The sequence below is a fragment of the Nonomuraea sp. ZG12 genome, assembly GCF_052068115.1.
In the GTDB taxonomy this organism is placed as follows: Bacteria; Actinomycetota; Actinomycetes; order Streptosporangiales; family Streptosporangiaceae; genus Nonomuraea.
Genome location: NZ_JBQHCW010000009.1, coordinates 67,975 through 87,562 on the forward strand (window position 1 = coordinate 67,975; position 19,588 = coordinate 87,562).

The following is a 19,588-nucleotide window of genomic DNA, read 5'->3' on the forward strand; positions in this document are numbered from 1 at the left end:
CATGGTCCGTTTCGTATGATTGCGGCGCCCCCGTAGCCCAATGGCAGAGGCAAACCCCTTAAAAGGGTTGCGGTGCGGGTTCGAATCCCGCCGGGGGCACCGACCATCTACCATCGGAAATGCTTCCGAATTCGCTCCGTTGACCTTGGGAACTTCCCGGCGGGCGCGTTCGTTGACCACCTGCTTGGAGTCTCGAAACCACATAGATCATGAGTGCGAGTTGACCTAGGTGCCGTCCGGTCCCATAGGCTCGGCGCACAGGAGGCAGCGATGCAGAGTAGAAACCCCGTTTTCAGTAGGTCACGGCAGTCGGCGGGCTGGGGCGCCCCGGCTCCGAGCCCCGACCAGCTGCAGAACATGTACGACGCCCCTTCCTACGCCCCGCCGACCCAGCCCGCCTTCCGGGCCATGACGCTGGACGACGTCGTCGTCCGCAGCTTCATGACGCTGGGCACCCTGGTCGTGGCGGCGGCCGCGGCCTGGTATCTCGACGTGTCCCCCGGAGTGGCCATCGGCGCCGCCATCGTGGCGCTGGTCCTCGGCCTGATCGTGTCGTTCACGCAGAGCAGCAACCCGGCGCTCATCCTGGGTTACGCCGCCTTCGAGGGCGTCTTCCTGGGCACCATCAGCAGCCTGTTCGAGGGACAGATCAGCGGCATCGTGATCCAGGCGGTCCTCGGCACCGCCATGGCGTTCGGCGGCGTGCTGGCCGTCTACACACTACGGATCGTCCGGGTCACCCCGAAGATGGTCAGGTACGTCATCGCGGCGGCCGTCGCGGCGCTCGGCCTGATCCTCGTCAACCTGGTGGCCGGCTTCTTCGTCCCCGGTGGGCTCGGCCTGCGCGACGGGGGCACGCTCGCCATCGTGTTCAGCGCCGCCATGATCCTGCTCGGCTGCTTCTTCCTGCTCCTCGACTTCGACTCGATCGAGCAGGGCGTCAAGCAGGGCGCTCCGGCCAAGTTCGCCTGGCAGTGCGCCTTCGGGCTCACGCTGAGCCTGGTCTGGATCTACCTTGAGGTGCTCCGCCTGCTCAGCTACTTCTCCAGTAGCGACTGATCCCGCGTCTCGACGAGAGGGCCCCGCCACCGTTGGCGGGGCCCTCTCTTTGTGCTATAGGAAATCTACCCGCATAACGAAACGATCACAGGTTGGGGTCTTGCCATTCGGCAAGCGGTGTTGCAGGGTCAAGCAAAGGACCTTAATCCGTGGAGGTGCCCATGTCCTTGAACCACTCACCGGAGACGCAGACGAAGCTCATCGCAAGGGTCCCGACCATAACGGGACGCGAACTCCCCGAGTGGTTCCTAGCCATCGACAACGGCCCATCCTTCCTGAGGTGCGACGAGCGGGCCAACTGGCTCGCCGACGAGCATGGGCTGACCCACGGCTACGCCGCCGCGATCGTGCACGAACACGAGCGGTTCCGCCGTAACCGCATGGGCTTCATCTAAGCCCATCGCTGACCCGCGCCCGTGCCGTCCGGCACGGGCGCGCAGCCATGACCGCAGCCATGACCGCAGCCATGACCGCTCCCACGGCGCGCGTACCCGCGCACACGGATCCGTACGCGCGATCATAGGCTCATGGACCTAGACAAGGCGCGGGACTTCCTCGCCCGCCACCATCGCGCCATCCTGCTGACCGAGCACCCCGACGGCCGTCCCCAGATGTCGCCGGTGCTGGTGGGCGTCGACGACGAGGGCCGCATCATCGTCAGCACCAGGGAGACGGCGACCAAGACCCACAACGCCCGCGGCAACCCCCAGGTGGCCGTCTGCGCCTTCACCGACGGCTTCTTCGGCGAGTGGATCCAGGTGGAGGGCACCGCGGAGGTCGTCTCGCTGCCGGACGCCATGGACGACCTGATCGAGTACTACCGCAGGATCTCCGGCGAGCATCCGGACTGGGACGACTACCGGGCCGCGATGGTCCGCGAGCGCCGCGTCGTCCTCCGCATCACGCCACACCGCGCCGGCCCCGACCGCCACGGCTGACCGGTCGCTGCCCACGGCCGGCCGGTCGCCCACGGTCAGGGGCACGGTCGCGGCGGCGGAGCCGGCCGGGCCCATCGTGCGGCCCGGCCGGTGCGCCGGTCAGCTCAGGCGCTCCAGGATCATCGCCATGCCCTGGCCACCGCCCACGCACATCGTCTCCAGGCCGATGCTCTTGTCGTGGTGGCGCAGGCTGTTGATCAGGGTCGAGGTGATGCGGGCGCCCGTCATGCCGAACGGGTGGCCGACCGCGATGGCGCCGCCGTTGACGTTCAGCCGGTCGAGGTCGATGCCGAGGTCCTGGTAGGACGGGATGACCTGGGCGGCGAACGCCTCGTTGATCTCCACCAGGTCGATGTCCTCGATCGCCATCCCGGCGCGGGACAGCGCCTGCCTGGTCGCGCCGACCGGGCCGAGGCCCATGATCTCGGGCGACAGGCCGGTGACGCCGGTCGAGACGATCCGGGCCAGCGGGGTGATGCCCAGCTCCGCGGCCTTGACGTCGCTCATGATGACCACCGCGGCGGCGCCGTCGTTGAGCGGGCAGCAGTTGCCCGCCGTCACGGTGCCGTCGGGGCGGAAGACCGGCTTGAGCGTGGACACCTTCTCGTAGGTGGTGCCGGCGCGCGGCCCGTCGTCCTTGCTGACCACGGTGCCGTCGGGCAGCGTGACGGGCGTGATGTCCTTCTGCCAGAAGCCGTCGGCCAGCGCCTTCTCGGCCAGGTTCTGCGAGCGTACGCCGAACTCGTCCTGCTCCTCGCGGCTGACGCCCTTGATCTGGGCGAGGTTCTCGGCCGTCTGGCCCATCGCGATGTAGATGTCGGGCACCACGTCGTCCTCGCGCGGGTCGTGCCAGCTCTGACCGCCCTGCCCGGCCGCCTTGGTCCTGCCCCGGGCCTCGTCGAAGATCGGGTTCATGGTGTCGGGCCAGCTGTCGGAGCTGCCCTTGGCCAGCCGGGACACCGTCTCCACCCCGGCCGACACGAACACGTCGCCCTCGCCCGCCTTGATCGCGTGGAACGCCATCCTGGTGGTCTGCAGCGACGAGGAGCAGTAGCGGGTGATCGTGGTGCCGGGCACGTCGTCCAGGCCCAGCATCACCGCCACCACGCGGGCCATGTTGAAGCCCTGCTCACCGCCGGGCAGGCCGCAGCCCAGCATGAGATCGTCGATCGTGTGCGGATCGAGCTGGGGCACCTTGGCCAGCGCCGCCTGGATCATCTGCACGGTCAGGTCGTCGGGGCGGATCTCCTTGAGCGATCCCTTGCCTGCCCGCCCGATGGGCGAGCGGGCGGTTGCGACGATGACTGCCTCGGGCATGGCCCCTCCTTTGTCAGCACAGGACTAGAACTATATTCCAATATCCCTTCTGTCATCACGCCCGCCCCCCACTGTTTTCCGGTACGGCGACGCTAGCCGTACATGCCCGGAGCGGTGGCGGTGCGGTCGTTGGTGGCGTGCACCGCGCCCTTCTCGTCGCGCCACAGCCGCCAGCCGTGCTGGCTGCCGGTGAACCAGGACGGCGGGGTGGCGGCCTCGGCGATCCGCTTGCCGGTGGCGAGGTCGTACTCGCACAGGGCGGCGGTGGAGTAGAAGCCGGGGGCCTGGCCCCGGAGCGGGAGAGGCTTGGGGTCGGTCACGCAGAAGGACCAGCCCCGCTGCTCCTCGACCGGCACCGGCTTGCCGGTGACGAGGTCGAAGGCGCTGCCCTTGTGGTCGTGCTTGAGGAAGCCGAGCTTGTCCATGCGGTTGGGGAAGGCGAGCCACCAGCCGGAGCCGGGGACGTCGGCGGCGGTGATCTGGCCGACGACGCGGCCGGTCTCGGAGTCGAGCCTGGCGAAGCCGCCGTAGGCGCCCTGCTGGTCGACCGGGCGGACGACGGGGGCGAAGCCGGGGCTGCCGCTGGGGTAGACGCGGACCACGGAAGGGCGCATCCAGTTGATCGTGCCGTCGCCGATCTTGACGGAGAACAGGCCGAAGGTGGAGACGTTCTTGGTCTTCGGGTTGGTGTAGGGGGCGACGTAGCCGATGAGGTTGTCGCCGGTGGCGCCGAAGGCCCAGCCGCCGGACATGTCGATCCCGGGGCCGAGCGCCTGCTCGATGGGCTGCTGCCACTGGAGCTTGCCGGTCTTGAGGTCGTAGGACTCGATCATCGGGTTCTTGGCCAGGCGCAGCATCAGGACCCGGTCGCGGTCGGACCACTCGACCTCGGCGATGCCGGGCAGCTTCCACTTGAGCTTGCCGGTGTCGGGGTCGAGCACGACGACGCGGGCGCCCGCCGTGGCGGTGTGCTCCGACAGGCAGACGTACGGGCCGCAGCGTTGCGGGCCGAAGGTCGAGTGGATCGGCCTGGTCCACTTCTGCTTGCCGGTGCGGGCCTCGCGGGCGACGAGGGTGGCGTTCCAGCGGCCCTTCTTGGCCGGGTCGAGGGCGACGATCGTCGCTCCCTTGGCCGTCTCCACCAGGGCGGGGGCCGAGACGCCCATCCCGGGGAGGCGGCCGGCCATGGTGGCGGGGTGGGCCCAGAGCTTCTTGCCGTCGGCAAGGTCGAGCGAGACGGTCTCCAGCGCGCCGTCGGGCTTCATGGCGGTGGTGGTCACCACCCCGCCGGCCGCAGCCATCCGGCTGACGGCGTTGATCTCGGTGTTGTGCCAGGTCGGATAGGTGGCGGTGGCTGCATCGCTGTTGGAACAGCCGGCCAGGGCCAAGGTCCCGGCGAGTGCGAGAGCCGGTTTCGCGAGAGGCCGGAGCACGGGCAATTCACTCCAAACTGGGGAACACGAGTGACGGCTCCAGCGCGGAGGGTGACCGGTTTCAGGCGTCGTTGAGCCCCTCCCCAAGACGCCGGCGGAACAGCGCCGCCCACTTGCCGTGGGTGCCGCTGGTCCGCCCGGCGACCCGGGTCGCGGACACCTCGGTGCCGGGCTCCTCCGCGGCCGTGGCCGCCGCAAGGTAGATCGGTTGCAGTCCTTCGCCGCGCGCGGGTCGCGGCTCGGGCCACAACCCCAACGCAGCGCACACCGAAGGTAGCACCGCGTAAGCGGCCTGTGCGTAACCTCGGTCAGATGGATGGAAACGATCCGGTCCGAACATTTCGCCCGGGTTTGTGTGGAATTCCGGTCCCAGGAGGTTGGCGAACGCCACCGTACGGCCACCCGCGTCCACCACCGCGACCGTCTGCGCGGCGGCGATCTGGCGGCTCCAGCGCCGGGCCACCCAGCGCAGCGGCTGGGCGAGCGGCCGGACCGTGCCGAGGTCGGGGCAGGTGCCGACGATCACCTCGGCGCCCACGTCACGCAGCCGCCGCACCGCCTTGATCAGGTGCCGCACGGAGGTGGCGGGCGAGGTCGCGGTGATCACGTCGTTGGCGCCGACGAAGAGCACCGCCACATCCGGCTCCATCGCCAGAGCGGCGTCCACCTGCTCGTCCAGTTCGGCGGAGGCCGCCCCCGACTTGCCCACGACGCACAGCAGCACAGGGCGCTCGGCGACCGAGGCCAGCCCGTTGGCGAGCATGACCGCCGGTGTCTTGACGGGATCTGTCATGCCGAGCCCTATAGAGGTGGAATCGCCCAGCATGGCCAGTTTGATCGGCGGGCCGGGGTAGTCGCCGTAGACCCCGTCGGCGGGTGGGCCGTCCATGCCGTGCGGGCGTCCGATGGTCTTCCTCGCCAGCAGGCTCTCGGCGATCAGGAGTCCGTAGGCGGTGGCGCCGAGCGCCGTCAGGCCACCGCCTCCCAGCGCGGCGGCCGTGGCGATGCGTCGTGCCGCGCGTGCCGTGCCCGCTGCCCAGACCACGTGTGCCTCCCTGGCCGAACTCGGCGGTAGCGTTTGCATGAAACTAGCCGAGGGCCTGCCACCTGCACGGGATCTCGGCCTCGGACCTGCTGACCAAGCTTTGGCAAAGAAGGTGACACCTCGGTGCGCGTTTATGATTCCCTGGTCGAGCTGATGGGCAACACCCCACTCGTCCGGTTGCACAAGGTTTCGGCGGGAATGCCGGCCCAGGTGCTCGCCAAAGTCGAGTACTTCAACCCCGGTGGGTCGGTCAAGGACCGCATCGCCGTCCGCATGATCGACGCCGCCGAGGCCTCGGGCGAGCTGCGGCCCGGCGGCGTCATCGTCGAGCCGACGTCCGGCAACACCGGCGTCGGCCTGGCCATCGTGGCCCAGCAGAGGGGCTACCGGTGCCTGTTCGTGGTGCCGGACAAGGTCGCCCAGGACAAGATCTCGGTGCTGCGCGCGTACGGCGCGGAGGTCGTGGTCTGCCCCAGCGCCGTCGCGCCCGAGCATCCGGAGTCCTACTACTCGGTCTCCGACCGGCTGGCCCGCGAGATCCCCGACGCCTGGAAGCCGGACCAGTACTCCAACGTCAACAACCCCGACTCCCACTACCACTCCACCGGCCCGGAGATCTGGGAGCAGACCGAGGGCAGGATCACCCACTTCGTCGCGGGCATCGGCACCGGGGGCACGATCAGCGGCACCGGCCGCTACCTCAAGGAGGTCTCCGGCGGCAGCGTGAAGATCATCGGCGCTGACCCGGTAGGGTCCGTCTACTCCGGCGGCTCCGGCAGGCCGTACCTGGTGGAAGGGGTGGGCGAGGACATCTGGCCGGCCACCTACGACACCAAGATCTGCGACGAGATCATCGCGGTGTCCGACAAGGACTCCTTCAACATGACCCGCAAGCTGGCCCGTGAGGAGGCGCTGCTGGTCGGCGGCTCCTGCGGGATGGCCGTGGTCGCGGCGCTCCAGGTGGCGGCCACGGCGGGGCCGGACGACGTGGTCGTGGTGCTGCTGCCCGACGGCGGCCGCGGCTACCTGTCCAAGATCTTCAACGACGACTGGATGGCCGACTATGGCTTCCTGACCACCACCTCGGAGGAGGGCCTGGTGCGCGACGTGCTGGCCCGCAAGGGGGCGAGCCTGCCCAACTTCGTGCACGCGCACCCGCACGAGTCGGTGGGCACGGCCATCGCCACCATGCGCGAATACTCCGTGTCCCAGCTTCCGGTGATGAACGAGGAGCCGCCGGTGATGGCGGCCGAGGTGGTCGGCTCGATCGTCGAGCGCGACCTCCTCGACGCGCTCTACCACGGCAAGCTGACCTCCGACGACCTGGTCTCGCAGCACATGTCCGCGCCGCTGCCCATGATCGGCAGTGGCGAGCCGGTGTCGATGGCGGTCGAGGCGCTGAAGTCGGCGGACGCCGCGGTGGTGCTCGAAGAGGGCAAGCCCGCCGGCCTCCTCACCCGCCAGGACCTGCTCACCTTCCTGGCCAACCACTGATTCGGAGCGGCGCGCCGCTGCTCGACCGGCGTCCCCTTCGGTGCAGAGGTCACCGTGCCGACATCAGGTCCGCGGTGATGGGCACCTCGGGCAGGCCGGTGTTGGTGACCAAGGCGAGCTCTTGCCCGCGGCTGGTCGGCTGCCATTGGCCGCCGACCAGGGGGACGAGCGCGATGTTGGGGGTGGGGCCGCTCGTCCAGTCCAGCGACCCCGCCATGGTGGCGATGCGGGTGCTGCTGATCGCCTGGGCGATGGCGCAGCGGTCGGTGGGGTCGGCAGCGCGGGTCAGGGCATGGTGGGCGACCTCGATGAGGGCGTGGGCCAGGCCCAGGGGCTGCAGCCACGGGTTGCCCGTGACTTGCTGGTATGCCGTGGCCAGGTCGGCGGCCGTGGTGCCGTCCAGGCTGGAGCGGTAGGGGTGGTGCGGCGTCCAGTAGACCAGGGTGCCCACTCGCGCCTGAGCCAGTTCCTCGCTCCCGGCAGCACCCGTGTGGGGGTAGGCCAGCCACCGCGAGCAGGTGATCAGGCGCGGGTGCAGCCCGGAACGGTGGGCCTGGCGGTGGAACAGCGTCAGGTCAGCGGCGGTGGCGGCGCTGGTGACGATGTCGGCGCCGTGCCGGCGCAGCTGGTCGACATGGTCACTCAGATCGATGGCGGGCTCCCGGTAGCCGCCGGGGTCGATCAAAGTGTGGCCGCGCTTCCTGGCCACGGGCGCGAAACCGTCACGGTCGTGGCGCAGCAGACGGCCTTGTAGGTCGTCGTTCCACAGGCATCCCACCGTCTGCGTCGCACCCAGGCGCTCCCACATCTCGGCGAACACGGTGGCGATGTCGTCCAGGCCCCAGGCGAAGTGGTAGGTCCATGCGAATCGTTGGTGCTCCTCGGCGCCGGGCCGGTGGACGTAGGCCTGCCAGGGGAAGGTGGTCGACACGCAAGGCACCTGGAGCTCCTCGCAAGCGTCGACCACTGCGGGCAGCACCTGGGTGCCCGCCATGGTGATCACGATGTGCGCCTGTTCGTCGGTGGCCAGTTCCCGTACGGCCTGGCGGGCGCGGACGGGGTCCGATCGGCTGTCGCGGATCGCGATGCGCAAGGGGTGGCGGCGGCTCCCGTTGCGCAGGTGGGTCAGTCGTGGCGCCAGCCATGGGAGCAGAAATGACAGCGGATCTCCGAGCCGGGCCAGTCGCCCGGTCAGGGGGATCACGGCGCCTATGCACAACTGCGGATCTGCCATCATCACCTCGGTCTGCGGTCGTCGGGGCAGGGGTGTGGGGGCCTGGGCGGGCAGGCCCCCGGGCGGATGCCCGGTCGTTACCCGTGCACGGTCACGCAGGTGGTGCGGCTCATGATGGAGATCGTCTCGTTCCCGCAGTTGTTGCTGTGGCCGGAGGCGTTGCGGGCGAACAGGAGGTTGGACAGGATGCCGCCGCTGGGGCCGGCGACGTCGCCGCCCTTGCCGGGGTTGTGGTGGTCCTTGGCGATACAGGTGCGCTCTTTGAGCAGGGAGAGCTTGCCCGTGCCGCAGAGGTTCGCGTGGCCGGAGGAGTTCCGTCCGGAGATGTTGGACAGCAGGCCGCCCGGGCCTGCGTCGCGGTCGCCCGTGGCGGCGCCGGCGGCGCCGATCCCGGCCGGCGCGGCCATGATGCCCGCCACGGCTGCTGCCACTACGAAGATTTTCCGTACTGTCTGCATGGTTCCCGTCTCACTTGTGCGGAAGGTTGTGCTGCCTGGTCGCATCCTGCGATCGGGCAGCACTGAGAGTAATGGAATCATCGCGTTCGGTTATAGAAATCTTCAAACGCCATGGTTCTGAGCGGCTGCGCCGGCCGGGCGGGGGTCAGTGGAGAGGGAACTCGGCGCGGATCTCCCAGGCGCCCTCGGGGGTGAGGCCGGCGTCGAGGTGGCCGCCGAGCGCCTCGACCCGCTCCGCCATGCCCACGAGACCGAAGCCGCCGCCGAGACGGGAGACCCTGGGGTCCGAGGCCGAGTCGTAGTTGCGCACCCGCAGCACCACGACGGCGTCGTACCGCCGCAGGTCGGCCTCGACCCAGGCGGCCCGCGGCGCGTGCTTGCGGACGTTGGTGAGCGCCTCCAGCAGCACCCGGTGCAGGGTCGTCAGCACCTCGGGGGCCAGCGTGCGATCGTCGATGCCCTGGCCGATCTCGAACGCCACCTTCGGACCCTCCGCCGAGAAGCGGTCGGTGAGCAGCCGCAGGTCCGCGAGCGAGGTGCCGGGACTACGGGACGCCTCGTCGGCTCTCAGCACGGTGACCATCCGGCGCATCGAGGTGAGCGCCTCGCCGCCGGCCGTGGCGATGGCGTCGAGGGCCGGCACCACGGCCGCCGGGCTGGTCTCGGCGACCGTACGGGCGGCCTGGGCCTGTACGACGATGCCGGTGATGTGGTGGGCGACCAAGTCGTGCAGCTCCCTGGCCAGCTCCAGCCGTTCGGCGCGTCGTACGGAATGGACGGCCTCTTTACGGCGCTCCTGCTGGAAGCGCAGGTAGCCGCCGACGCCGGCGACCGTCGACCAGGCGGCGAACAGCAGGAACGCGAAGGCGAGGGCCTCGACGCTCGAGCTGCGGCCGAAGGCCTCGGTCATGAGCACGATCAGGCCGGCGCCGGTCAGGATCGCCGCCGTGCGGACCGGCTCCACGTGCCTGATCACGCCGAGGGAGAGGACGAGCAGCGCCCCCGTCTCCGCCGCGCCGGGCATGCCTGTGGTGCCCGAGAATCCCATGATCAACGAGGTGAGCATGGAGAGGCCGAACATGATGCCCAAGGTCTCCACCCGGAAGCGGCGGCGCAGGGCCACGGCCGCGATCCCGGCGACTCCGCAGCAGAACACCAGGATCTGGAGCCCCGCGGAGGTGATGGCGACGGCCAGGTCGGCCAGGAGCATGAGGCCGAGCCAGCCGAACATGGCGATCTCGCTCAGCCGGCGGATCCAGTAGACGACGCGTTTGGATTCCCGCACGGTCCGAGCCTAGGCCGCAAGTCGTAGAGGTCGTATCGACCATTCGGCCGAGCACGGGGGACAGGGACCGGCTCTTCAGCCGAGGCGGGGACAGGGGGTGGGGAGCGATTCTGGATGAGCCGGAAGGGGGCGACCATGGTGGTCATCGGATTCGTACTACTGGGTGTCGGGCTGGTCATCGGGGTGCTGCTGGCACTGACCGACCCGGTGCTGCTGTCGCGCATCAACGGGGAGCCCGCTGAGGGGGCCAGCGGGCGGCACATCAGGGTGCGCGAGGCGGAGATCGTACGGCTGCCGCGCAGCAGGGCCGATGACCGCCGGGAGCCCACGGCCGCCTGAGACCGGCTCGCGCGGTATGGCGCGCGAGCCGCAGGGCATCGCGGGGGTGATGCCCCGGCGCGGCCCGCGCTCTGTTGGGGAACGGAGCGCGGGCCGCGTCCGTTACGGTGGCGGTATGACCAACGGTTTCGAAACCCTGGCGATCCACGCAGGTCAGGAGCCTGATCCTGTGACCGGCGCGGTCGTGCCGCCGATATACGCGACCTCCACCTACAAGCAGGACGGTGTGGGCGGCCTGCGTTCCGGATACGAATACAGCCGCTCGGCCAATCCCACGAGGACGGCGCTCGAAGAGGCGCTGGCGGCGGTGGAGGGCGGGGCGCGCGGGCTGGCGTTCGCCTCCGGGCTCGCCGCCGAGGACACCCTGCTCCGCACGGTGTGCAAGCCACAAGACCACGTCGTCATCCCGAACGACGCCTACGGCGGCACCTATCGGCTGTTCGCCAAGGTGCACGAGCGCTGGGGCCTGCACTACGATCCGGTGCCGCTCGGCGACCTGGACGCGGTGGCGTCGGCGCTGACGCAGAAGACGAAGGTCATCTGGGTGGAGACGCCCACCAACCCGCTGCTCGGCATCGCCGACATCGCGGCGCTGGCCCGGCTCGCCCATGACAACGGCTCGCTGCTCGTCGTCGACAACACCTTCGCCTCGCCGTACCTCCAGCAGCCGCTGGCGCTCGGTGCGGACGTCGTCGTGCACTCGACCACCAAGTACGTCGGCGGCCACTCCGACGTGGTCGGCGGCGCTCTCGTCGCGGCCGACCGGGGGCTCGGCGACGAGCTCGCCTACCACCAGAACGCGATGGGCGCGGTCGCGGGGCCGTTCGACGCGTGGCTGACGCTGCGCGGGCTCAAGACGCTCGGCGTGCGCATGGACCGCCACTGCGACAACGCCGAGCGAGTCGTCGACCTGCTGCTCGCGCACCCGAAGGTGACCCAGGTGCTCTACCCGGGGCTCGGCGAGCACCCCGGTCACGAGGTGGCCGCCAAGCAGATGAAGAGGTTCGGCGGCATGGTGTCGTTCCGGGTGGCCGGCGGCGAGGCCGAGGCGGTCGAGGTGTGCAACCGCACCGAGCTGTTCACGCTCGGCGAGTCGCTCGGCGGCGTCGAGTCGCTCATCGAGCATCCGGGCAGGATGACGCACGCCTCCGTGGCCGGCTCGCCGCTGGAGGTTCCCGGCGACCTGGTGCGCCTGTCGGTCGGCATCGAGACGATCGACGACCTGCTCGCCGACCTGACACGGGCGCTCGGCTAGCCGGGCACCACCATCAGGAAGAGGATCACCAGCCAGATCACCGCGAGCAGGCCGCTGATGGCGGCGATCCGGCCGTTCTGCACCTTCGCGTCGTCGTCCTTCTCCTCGCTCTGGAGGGCCTGGACGGCGCCGCGCAGGTCGCGGTCGATGATGAAGAGCAGCACGATGCCGACGATGAACAGCGTCATCGACGCCGTCATGTACCACTCGCCGAGCACCCCGCCGCCCAGCACCACGCCGAGCACCACCCCGAACACGAAGACGCCCAGCGCCGCGACGCTGTAGATCCGGGTCGTGCGCTGGATGTTGCGGAGCACGGGCAGGTTGTTGTCGCGGATGGCGCGCGGCGCTGCCATGGTGGCGGCGGTCAGCGGCCCGATGGTGAAGACCGCGAAGCCGATGTGCAGCCAGAGAAACAGGGACGACATGCGGGAGAGACTAGTCCCCGGCGATCTCGGCCGGGGACTCGACACTCTCTTTGCTTTCGGCGGAGCAGCGCATGATCAGTTCGTTGCTGACGATGGCGATGATCATCAGCGTGATGAGAATGACGGCGATCATTAGCACCCCCTCTTTCCCCGTAGCGGGCGGAAATACCGCCCGTAATGACTAGACGCTTGGGCGTCGGCACGAGTTCGGCCCAGGTATCGTTGTGCACCGCTGGATTTTCCTTACCTTCTGGGCACAAGGGGGTGCCGTCCGTGACCATCAGGCACGTCGAGCCGTATTCCGATGAGTGGCTGCAGCAGCCGGTCTGCTATGTGCGGCTAGTCGTCGAGCTGCTCGGAGCCGAGGTCGCCGACTGGTGGGAGGGCCCCTGCGATCCGCGCGAGGCGACCGTTCGCCTGGCGGACGGGGCCGCGCTGGTGTGGGACGAGGAGAGCGGCTGGCGGCTGGGCCGCTTCGTCTCCGGCGGTCCCGGCGAGCGCACCGAGCTGACCGGGTCCCGCTATCTGGGCGGCGGGCTGCTGCCCAGGCCGGAGCGGGTGCCCGCGGCGCTGGCCGACGCCCGCGCGGGCATCGGCGCCTGCAGCGCGTGGCGTCCCTGCTACCGCTCCCACCGCAACTGCCACGACGGCTTCGACCTCGCGCTCGATTTCTACACGCGCCTCATCGACGCCTGACCGCGCGGGCCGGGCCGTCAGCGTGCCCGGCGCACGCGCAGGAAGTCGCTCACCACGTATTCGCCCAGCCGGTCGGCGTCGGGCGAGAAGACGCGCCCGCCGTTGCGCCGGGCGACCTCGTCGACGAACTCCTTGAGCCGGTCGTCGCCCGCCAGCATGAAGACGTTGAGCGTGGCGCGGCGGCGGGTCATCTTGTCCACCTCGGCCAGCGTCAGCTCCAGCGTCTCCGACGACGGCGGCCACTCGAAGGCCGAGCGGCCGTTGCGCATCAGGTGGGCGGTGGGCTCGCCGTCGGTGACGACGAGGACCACCGGCTCGAAGTCGGGGTGGCGATCCAGGTGACGTCCCGCGATCAGCAGCGCGTGGTGCAGGTTGGTGCCCTGCACCATGTCCCAGTCGAGGCCGGCGAGCTCGTCCGGCTGCAGGACCCGCGCGTAGTTGGAGAAGCCGATGATCTGTACGGCGTCCTGCGGGAATTTGGCGGCCACCAGCGCCTGCAGGGCCAGCGCCGTCTGCTTGGCCGCGGCCCAGGTGCCCCGCAGGGCCATCGAGTAGGACAGGTCGACCAGCAGGCAGATGGCCGCGGCGCTGCGCCGCTCGGTCTCGGCCACCTCGAAGTCGTCGACGGACAGACGCACGGACGTGCCGGCACCGGAACCGGTGCGCAGGCCGCCGCCGCGCACGCCGTTGACCAGGGTGCGGACCACGTCGATCGGCTGCTCGTCGCCGAACCGCCAGGGGCGTGACGAGCCGGTGAGCTCGCCCGCCGAGCCCGCGTCGTGCTGGTCGTGGTCGCCCCGCCGCCCGGCGTCGAGCGAGGAGAACACCCGGCGCAGCGCGGTCTCGCCGAGCCGCCGCACGGCCTTGGGGGTGAGCTCCAGCTTGCCGCGGCGGCGCAGGAGGTAGCCCTGCTCCTCCAGCTCCCGCTCGATCCGCTTCAGGCCTTCGAGGTCGTCGACGGCCGAGCGGCCGAGGGCACGGCGGACCGCGGCCTCGTCGATGTCGTCCAGCCTGGCCCCAGGGTAGTCCTGGCGCAGGGCGGTCTCCAGCTGGGCGAGGTCGGCCAGCTCCTCCAGGGCGGTGACGGCGTCGCCCATACCGAGCGGCTCCTCGCCGGTCATCCGCTCGCCGGCGTCCCAGGCGAGGTCGGGGCGGCGGGCGGCGAGGGCCTCGCCGAGGCGGCGCATCTGGTCCGACAGCCCGGACTGGTCGAGGGTCTCGTCGATCAGGTTGCCGAGCTCCTCGCGCTGGCGCGGGGTCATCGAGGCGAGCATGCGCTGGGTGGCGGCGGCGCGGCGGGCGAGGGCGTCGACGAGCTCGTCGAGGTTCCGGGGCTTCTCCGGGAACATGTCGCCATATTTCGCCATGAAGTCGTCGAAGTCGGCCTGCTGGTGCTCGCCTCGGGCGTCCTTGTCCAGCATGTCGTTCAAGTCCGACATCATCTGGCGGACCCGCTCCATCGCCTCCGGGTCAGGATTCGCCAGCGCGTCGCGCAGCCCCTTGAACTGGCTGTCGAGCACCTCCCGCCGCAGCAGGTCGCGCAGCTCCTGGAAGGTCTGCCTGGCGGCGGCAGAGCGCCACTCGTAGGGCGTCAGTGCCTGGATGGCGCCGGCGGTGTCGTCGGGCAGGGTGTCGAGCTCGGCCTCACGCAGCCGGGCGTCGTCGGAGGGGTCAGGGAACAGCTCGGCGCGCTCCTGCCCGATCGCCTTGTCCAGCAGCGCCCGTGCGCGCTCCAGGGTGCCGTCGAGCCGGCCGCTCTCCCGCAGCTCCCGGCGGCGTCGGCGTACCTCTCTGAGCATGTCGTCGAGGCCCCGGCGGTCCCGCGCGCCCGGCAGCCCGCGCTTGAGCAGGTCGCGCAGGGCGTGCACGGGCGTGGAGCCGGACAGGATGGCGTCGCCCATCTCGTCGAGAGCCGCACGCACGTCGTACGGCGGGGCGAGGGGGTCAGGGCCGTCGTGGAACTCGCCATAGCGGTAGGCCGTCACGGACCCACGCTAACCCCAGATGCTCCCCTTTGCGGACCATGAGCCCGTACGTGTGGGTCCGCCTGTGGTGAACAGCGCCGAGGCGGCCCCGCCGGCGAAGCCGGGCGAGACCGCCCCGACGGTCAGGTCCGGTAGACGGCGACGCCGTCGAGGTCGTCCTTCGACAGCCGGCGCATCAGGTAGAGGCCCTCCAGGGTGAACTCCAGCGCCGCCGCCGCGTGTCCCGGAGACTCCTCGCCGGCGCCCATGCCCAGCGCGGTCATGATCTTGGCGAGGCCGTTGACCGGGCCGATCCGGTGCAGCAGCTCGCCCGCGCCGATCAGCTCGCCCGACTCCACCTGGTTGCCCTCGGCGAACTTGTCGGTGAGCGGCGACAGGTCCAAGCCGCCCAGCCGGCTCCTGAACGTCTCGGCCGTGGCCCGGCGCAGCAGGTGGGCCAGGATCTCGGTCTCCCTGCCCTCCTCGCTGACCTCGAACTCGACCTTGCCGCGCAGGCTGTGCACGACCGGGGCCAGGTCGCACACCCGGGTCACCGCCTGCTCCTCGCCGGCGATCGCGGCCCTGCGCACGGCGGAGGCCGAGGCGGTCTCGGCGGCCGCGATCGAGAAGCGCGCCGACACGCCGGAGCGGGCGTCGACGGCCGTGGACTCGCGGACCAGCCGGGTGAACCTGGCGATCGCCTCGATGAGGTGCTCGGGGATGTCGGCCCCGATGTCCGGCACGGTCTCCTGCCGGATGAGCGTGAGCTCGTCCTCGATCGTGAGCGGGTAGTGGGTGCGGACCTCGGCGCCGAAGCGGTCCTTCAGCGGGGTGATGATCCGGCCCCTGTTGGTGTAGTCCTCAGGGTTGGCGCTGGCGATGAGCAGGATGTCGAGCGGCAGCCGCAGGTTGTAGCCGCGCACCTGGATGTCGCGCTCCTCCAGCACGTTGAGCAGCGAGACCTGGATGCGCTCGGCCAGGTCGGGCAGCTCGTTGACGGAGAAGACGCCGCGGTTGGTGCGCGGGACCAGGCCGTAGTGCACGGTCTCGGGGTCACCGAGCCGCCGCCCCTCGGCGATCTTGATCGGGTCGATGTCGCCGATCAGGTCGCCCACCGAGGTGTCGGGGGTGGCGAGCTTCTCGCCGTAACGCTCGTCACGGTGCTTCCACGCCACGGGGAGCTCGTCGCCCAGCTCGTCCGCCAGCGCGCGGCAGCGACCGCAGACAGGGGAGTAGGGATGGTCGTTGATCTCGCATCCCTCCACGACGGGGGTCCACTCGTCGAGGAGGCCGGTGACCGTGCGGATGAGCCGGGTCTTTCCCTGGCCCCGCTCACCGAGCAGGACCAGGTCATGCCCGGCGATCAGGGCCCGTTCGAGATGGGGCAGGACGGAGTCGTCGAAGCCCACGATGCCTGGGAAACGGGGCTCGCCCGCTCGGAGTTTGGCCAGCAGGTTTTCGCGGACCTCGGCTTTGACGGTGCGATGAACGTGGCCGCTCTCTCGCAACTCGCGAAGAATACGAGGCTGATGCACGGGATCGAGACTACGTCCCTCAGAGATGATGCGGGGAGAGTTTCGCATCTGGCGGAGATTTCGGATCTTGACTATTAGGTGACGGTTCGTGTGCGTGCTTGTCCTTTTAAGGGGGAGAATCGGGCCTAGGGGACTTGGACCTGCTGAGGGAGGCGAGAGGCGTGGCACTGATGACGAGCCGCTTCGCTGACGGCCTCGCCGTGGATTCCGATCTGGTGACGGCCGCGGAGAAGGCCGTCGGCCAAGCCCTGGCGAGACTCAACGGGCAAGCCGACCTGGTCTGTTTCTTCATCTGCGGCGAGGACCCAGAGGACGTGGCCAGGGCGGGCGAGCGCGCCATGCGGCTCGCGCCGGAAGCGCAGGTGATCGGCTGCAGCGCCACCGGGGTGATCGGCGACGGGCAGGGCGTGGAGCTGACACCCGCCGTGAGCGCCTGGGCGGCGACCCTCGACGGGGCGGAGATCACCACCTTCGCGCTGGAGACGCTGACCGCCGAGGACAAGTTCGTGGTGGTCGGGCTGCCCGAGCGCGGCGCCGACGACCATGTGGCGATCATCCTCGCCGACCCCTACTCCTTCCCGACGGACGCCTTCGTCGAACGGTCCGTGGAGGTGCTCGGCGACCTGCCGCTGATCGGCGGCCTGGCCAACGGGCTCCAGGGCCGCGGGTCGGTCCGGCTGTTCGCCGACGGCGAGGTCTACACCGAAGGCGCGATCGGCGTGCTGATCAGCGGAGCCGTACGGGTCAGCACCGTGGTCAGCCAGGGCTGCCGCCCGATCGGCCCCAGCATGGTCGTCACCCGCTGCGAGGAGAACCTGCTGCTGGAGCTGGCCGGGCAGCCCGCCCTCTCCCGCCTTGAGGACATCGTCAGCGACCTCGACGAGGACGACCGCGAGCTGGTGGCCGCCGGACTGCAGATCGGCGTGGCCATGGACGAGTACGCCGAACGCCACGAACGCGGCGACTTCCTGATCAGAGGTGTGATCGGCATCGACCCCGAACGCGAGGCCGTGGCCATCGGCGACATCGTGGACATCGGCCGCACCGTGCGCTTCCAGGTGCGCGACGCCGCCACCGCCGACGAGGACCTCTACGACCTGCTCGACGCGCACCGCGAGGAGCTCGGCAGGGTCGACGGCGCGCTGCTGTTCTCCTGCAACGGCCGTGGCTCGGCGATGTTCGGCACCGCCGACCACGACCCCGTCGCCCTGCGCGACACGCTCGGCCCCATCGGCATGGCCGGGTTCTTCGCCGCAGGCGAGGTAGGGCCGGTCGCGGGCCACAACCACGTGCACGGCTTCACCGCCTCCGTGCTCGTCTTCTCCTCCTCCGGATCGGCAGGCGGCGCGTGATCCTCGCGATCGACGTGGGCGGCACCAAGATGGCGGCCGCCCTCGTCGGCCCCGACGGCACACCACGACGGATCACGCGCGTCGCCACCCCGCAGCACGCGGACGGGCAGACACTGTGGAAGACGCTCACGGACCTGATCGAGCCGCTCTCCGGCGAGGTGGACGGGGTGGGGGTCGGCTGCGGCGGCCCGATGACCTGGCCGGACGGTGAGGTGTCACCGCTCAACATCCCCGGCTGGCGCGGCTTCCCGCTGCGCGCCAGGCTCGCGGCCCGCTTTCCCGGCCTTCCGGTACGGATACACAACGACGCGATCTGCGTGGCCGTGGCCGAGCACTGGCAGGGCGCGGGCCGTGGCAGCGCCGACATGCTCGGCATGGTGGTGTCGACCGGGGTGGGCGGCGGGCTCATCCTCGGCGGACGCCTGATCAACGGCGGCACCGGCAACTCCGGGCACATCGGGCACGTCGTGGTGGAGCCCGAGGGCGGGCCGCGGTGCGGGTGCGGCGGCCACGGCTGCCTGGAGGCGGTCGCCAGAGGCCCCGCCCTCACCGAGTGGGCCCTGTCCCAGGGCTGGACCCCGGCTACCCCCACCGGCGCGGACACGCCGGGTCCGGGGCTCGCCGATCCTTGTGTGACGGGTCCGGGGATGGCCAATCTGGGGGCCGCCGGGGTGGGGGTCGCCGGAGTGCTGGGGGTGGAGACGTACCGGGAGGATCGGGCGGTCACCGGGCGCGCGCTGGCGGCGGACGCTCGGGCAGGTGACGAGGTGGCCGTGGCCGCGATGCGGCGGGCCGGACGCGCGCTGGGTATCGCGATCGCGTCCGCCACCCATCTGTGCGACCTGGACCTGGTGACCATCGGCGGCGGCCTGTCGCAGGCGGGTGAGCCGCTGTTCGGGCCGCTGGAGGAGGCGCTGCGCGAGCACGCCCGCATGGACTTCGCCCGCCGGGTCCGGGTGGTGCCCGCTGCCTTGGGCCAGGAGGCGGGGCTGGTCGGCGCGGCCGCGTTGATCCTGGCCGCGGAGCGCTACTAGGAGGCCACCGCCACGCTGCTCGGGATGATGTTCCTGCCTTTGACCAGCAGCCACAGCATGAGGACCACTTCGCCGACGAAGGTGAACACGGCGGCATCGGGCGTGTGACCGAGCACCGCGCCGAAGCTGTCCACGAGGTATCCGAGCCCCGCGATCCCGAGCAGGACGCCCACCACCCTGGCCCACCGGTAGGCCAGGTAGCCGAGGAGCAGCAGGTGAAGGCCGAAGAAGGTGAGCCCGGCGTGCCAGAGGTCGTGAAAGCCGTTGATCTTCAGTAGTGCCTCGGCGTGGAACTGCTCCGGTGTGTACGCGCCTGCGGGCCAGGGATCGCCGGCCAGGGGCAGCGCGCCGGCGAGTTGGCCGATGGCGACCAGGAACACTCCCGCGTACGCCAGTCTCAGCCACGCCGCGAGAGTGGCGACACCTTCGTGGACCGGCTTGAAGAAGTCCAGGAGAGCCTTGGCGACGATCACGTCGAGGATCGCCACCAGAGTCAGCCCGAGCACGGCGTAGCGGAACAGCCCCTCTGAGTCGCGGATGGCTTGCGCGGTTCGCTCCGCGTCGCCCTCGGTGACCACGTTCTCCAGGACGCCGAAGTTGGCCAGCCCGCCCAGGACGGCCATCGCGAAGAGGGATAACCCCGCGACCATGGCAGGCCCGCGCATCGTTCCGGACGAGTTCATTTCCCCTCCTGGGGCTCGAACACGAGTCAGGTAAAGAAT

20 protein-coding genes and 1 tRNA gene are annotated in these 19,588 nt (G+C 70.3%); 10 read left to right on the forward strand and 11 right to left on the reverse strand.

Annotated features, from left to right (window positions below; all coding sequences use genetic code 11):
• Nucleotides 1-26 precede the first annotated feature (26 nt).
• From ACTMTF_RS24800 to ACTMTF_RS24815, 4 genes are all read left to right on the forward strand, one after another.
• Nucleotides 27-99 (forward strand) — tRNA-Leu (locus tag ACTMTF_RS24800).
• Nucleotides 100-270: 171 nt separating this feature from the next.
• The gene (locus ACTMTF_RS24805) at nt 271-1,059 is read left to right on the forward strand and encodes a Bax inhibitor-1/YccA family protein (RefSeq protein ID WP_441112827.1); all 789 of its coding nucleotides are present in this window, start codon (nt 271-273) and stop codon (nt 1,057-1,059) included.
• A 161-nt stretch (nt 1,060-1,220) separates the two neighbouring features.
• Complete coding sequence (locus ACTMTF_RS24810; protein WP_336207979.1) at nt 1,221-1,454, forward strand: DUF4287 domain-containing protein; 234 nt, start codon at nt 1,221-1,223, stop codon at nt 1,452-1,454.
• Nucleotides 1,455-1,586: 132 nt separating this feature from the next.
• Nucleotides 1,587-1,997 carry a PPOX class F420-dependent oxidoreductase gene (locus tag ACTMTF_RS24815; RefSeq protein ID WP_441112828.1) on the forward strand — a complete coding sequence of 137 codons (411 nt, stop codon included), beginning with the start codon at nt 1,587-1,589 and terminating at the stop codon, nt 1,995-1,997.
• 99 nt (nt 1,998-2,096) lie between these two features.
• Here the strand turns inward: ACTMTF_RS24815 and ACTMTF_RS24820 are convergent, their stop codons facing one another.
• The 3 genes from ACTMTF_RS24820 to ACTMTF_RS24830 form a co-directional block, all read right to left on the reverse strand.
• Nucleotides 2,097-3,314, reverse strand: a complete 1,218-nt coding sequence (locus tag ACTMTF_RS24820) for an acetyl-CoA C-acetyltransferase (protein WP_441112829.1) — start codon at nt 3,312-3,314, stop codon at nt 2,097-2,099.
• 92 nt (nt 3,315-3,406) lie between these two features.
• Nucleotides 3,407-4,747, reverse strand: coding sequence for an outer membrane protein assembly factor BamB family protein (locus ACTMTF_RS24825; protein WP_441112830.1), 1,341 nt, complete (start codon nt 4,745-4,747; stop codon nt 3,407-3,409).
• 61 nt (nt 4,748-4,808) lie between these two features.
• Nucleotides 4,809-5,792: an SGNH/GDSL hydrolase family protein gene (locus ACTMTF_RS24830; RefSeq protein ID WP_441112831.1), complete on the reverse strand. Its 984-nt coding sequence runs from the start codon at nt 5,790-5,792 to the stop codon at nt 4,809-4,811.
• 123 nt (nt 5,793-5,915) lie between these two features.
• On the opposite strand from ACTMTF_RS24830, the gene ACTMTF_RS24835 reads away from it, so the two are divergent.
• Nucleotides 5,916-7,286: a cystathionine beta-synthase gene (locus tag ACTMTF_RS24835; protein WP_441112832.1), complete on the forward strand. Its 1,371-nt coding sequence runs from the start codon at nt 5,916-5,918 to the stop codon at nt 7,284-7,286.
• Nucleotides 7,287-7,335: 49 nt separating this feature from the next.
• Here the strand turns inward: ACTMTF_RS24835 and ACTMTF_RS24840 are convergent, their stop codons facing one another.
• From ACTMTF_RS24840 to ACTMTF_RS24850, 3 genes are all read right to left on the reverse strand, one after another.
• A complete protein-coding gene (locus ACTMTF_RS24840; protein ID WP_441112833.1) occupies nt 7,336-8,490 on the reverse strand; it encodes an ABC transporter substrate-binding protein in 1,155 nt (384 codons plus the stop codon).
• A 107-nt stretch (nt 8,491-8,597) separates the two neighbouring features.
• The gene (locus ACTMTF_RS24845) at nt 8,598-8,951 is read right to left on the reverse strand and encodes a hypothetical protein (protein ID WP_441112834.1); all 354 of its coding nucleotides are present in this window, start codon (nt 8,949-8,951) and stop codon (nt 8,598-8,600) included.
• A gap of 172 nt (nt 8,952-9,123) precedes the next feature.
• Nucleotides 9,124-10,263, reverse strand: a complete 1,140-nt coding sequence (locus tag ACTMTF_RS24850) for a sensor histidine kinase (protein ID WP_441112835.1) — start codon at nt 10,261-10,263, stop codon at nt 9,124-9,126.
• A gap of 135 nt (nt 10,264-10,398) precedes the next feature.
• Between ACTMTF_RS24850 and ACTMTF_RS24855 the strand changes: the two genes are divergently transcribed.
• Nucleotides 10,399-10,602, forward strand: coding sequence for a hypothetical protein (locus tag ACTMTF_RS24855; protein ID WP_441112836.1), 204 nt, complete (start codon nt 10,399-10,401; stop codon nt 10,600-10,602).
• Nucleotides 10,603-10,717: 115 nt separating this feature from the next.
• Entirely contained in the window at nt 10,718-11,857 is a 1,140-nt protein-coding gene (locus ACTMTF_RS24860) for a cystathionine gamma-synthase (RefSeq protein WP_441112837.1), read from the forward strand.
• On the opposite strand, the gene ACTMTF_RS24865 is transcribed toward ACTMTF_RS24860, so the two are convergent.
• Together ACTMTF_RS24865 and ACTMTF_RS24870 are read right to left on the reverse strand one after the other, a co-directional pair.
• On the reverse strand, nt 11,854-12,285 hold the full coding sequence (locus tag ACTMTF_RS24865; RefSeq protein WP_397011949.1) for a hypothetical protein: 432 nt from the start codon (nt 12,283-12,285) through the stop codon (nt 11,854-11,856). The genes ACTMTF_RS24860 and ACTMTF_RS24865 overlap by 4 nt on opposite strands.
• A gap of 10 nt (nt 12,286-12,295) precedes the next feature.
• Nucleotides 12,296-12,418, reverse strand: a complete 123-nt coding sequence (locus ACTMTF_RS24870; protein ID WP_441112838.1) for a hypothetical protein — start codon at nt 12,416-12,418, stop codon at nt 12,296-12,298.
• Between the two features lie 140 nt (nt 12,419-12,558).
• Here ACTMTF_RS24870 and ACTMTF_RS24875 point away from each other — a divergent pair, with 140 nt between their 5' ends.
• Nucleotides 12,559-12,981 carry a DUF6292 family protein gene (locus ACTMTF_RS24875; protein WP_441112839.1) on the forward strand — a complete coding sequence of 141 codons (423 nt, stop codon included), beginning with the start codon at nt 12,559-12,561 and terminating at the stop codon, nt 12,979-12,981.
• A 17-nt stretch (nt 12,982-12,998) separates the two neighbouring features.
• Here ACTMTF_RS24875 and ACTMTF_RS24880 read toward each other — a convergent pair whose 3' ends face one another.
• Together ACTMTF_RS24880 and ACTMTF_RS24885 are read right to left on the reverse strand one after the other, a co-directional pair.
• A complete protein-coding gene (locus ACTMTF_RS24880; protein WP_441112840.1) occupies nt 12,999-14,966 on the reverse strand; it encodes a vWA domain-containing protein in 1,968 nt (655 codons plus the stop codon).
• A gap of 122 nt (nt 14,967-15,088) precedes the next feature.
• Nucleotides 15,089-16,528, reverse strand: coding sequence for a sigma 54-interacting transcriptional regulator (locus ACTMTF_RS24885; RefSeq protein ID WP_397011941.1), 1,440 nt, complete (start codon nt 16,526-16,528; stop codon nt 15,089-15,091).
• 122 nt (nt 16,529-16,650) lie between these two features.
• On the opposite strand from ACTMTF_RS24885, the gene ACTMTF_RS24890 reads away from it, so the two are divergent.
• Nucleotides 16,651-17,832, forward strand: a complete 1,182-nt coding sequence (locus ACTMTF_RS24890) for an FIST signal transduction protein (RefSeq protein ID WP_397012231.1) — start codon at nt 16,651-16,653, stop codon at nt 17,830-17,832.
• Nucleotides 17,829-18,866: an ROK family protein gene (locus ACTMTF_RS24895; protein WP_441112841.1), complete on the forward strand. Its 1,038-nt coding sequence runs from the start codon at nt 17,829-17,831 to the stop codon at nt 18,864-18,866. The genes ACTMTF_RS24890 and ACTMTF_RS24895 overlap by 4 nt, the downstream gene beginning before the upstream one ends.
• Here the strand turns inward: ACTMTF_RS24895 and ACTMTF_RS24900 are convergent.
• Nucleotides 18,863-19,549, reverse strand: coding sequence for a DUF4386 domain-containing protein (locus ACTMTF_RS24900; protein WP_441112842.1), 687 nt, complete (start codon nt 19,547-19,549; stop codon nt 18,863-18,865). The genes ACTMTF_RS24895 and ACTMTF_RS24900 overlap by 4 nt on opposite strands.
• Nucleotides 19,550-19,588: the final 39 nt, after the last annotated feature.

What these genes read in the sequence shown, in the direction of transcription:
- ACTMTF_RS24805 (WP_441112827.1), top strand. Translation starts at nt 271, where the DNA reads ATGCAGAGTAGAAACCCCGTTTTCAGTAGGTCACGGCAGTCGGCGGGC.
- ACTMTF_RS24810 (WP_336207979.1), top strand. Translation starts at nt 1,221, where the DNA reads ATGTCCTTGAACCACTCACCGGAGACGCAGACGAAGCTCATCGCAAGG.
- ACTMTF_RS24815 (WP_441112828.1), top strand. Translation starts at nt 1,587, where the DNA reads ATGGACCTAGACAAGGCGCGGGACTTCCTCGCCCGCCACCATCGCGCC.
- ACTMTF_RS24820 (WP_441112829.1), bottom strand. Translation starts at nt 3,314, where the DNA reads ATGCCCGAGGCAGTCATCGTCGCAACCGCCCGCTCGCCCATCGGGCGG.
- ACTMTF_RS24855 (WP_441112836.1), top strand. Translation starts at nt 10,399, where the DNA reads ATGGTGGTCATCGGATTCGTACTACTGGGTGTCGGGCTGGTCATCGGG.
- ACTMTF_RS24860 (WP_441112837.1), top strand. Translation starts at nt 10,718, where the DNA reads ATGACCAACGGTTTCGAAACCCTGGCGATCCACGCAGGTCAGGAGCCT.
- ACTMTF_RS24865 (WP_397011949.1), bottom strand. Translation starts at nt 12,285, where the DNA reads ATGTCGTCCCTGTTTCTCTGGCTGCACATCGGCTTCGCGGTCTTCACC.
- ACTMTF_RS24870 (WP_441112838.1), bottom strand. Translation starts at nt 12,418, where the DNA reads ATGATCGCCGTCATTCTCATCACGCTGATGATCATCGCCATCGTCAGC.
- ACTMTF_RS24885 (WP_397011941.1), bottom strand. Translation starts at nt 16,528, where the DNA reads ATGCGAAACTCTCCCCGCATCATCTCTGAGGGACGTAGTCTCGATCCC.
- ACTMTF_RS24890 (WP_397012231.1), top strand. Translation starts at nt 16,651, where the DNA reads ATGACGAGCCGCTTCGCTGACGGCCTCGCCGTGGATTCCGATCTGGTG.
- ACTMTF_RS24900 (WP_441112842.1), bottom strand. Translation starts at nt 19,549, where the DNA reads ATGAACTCGTCCGGAACGATGCGCGGGCCTGCCATGGTCGCGGGGTTA.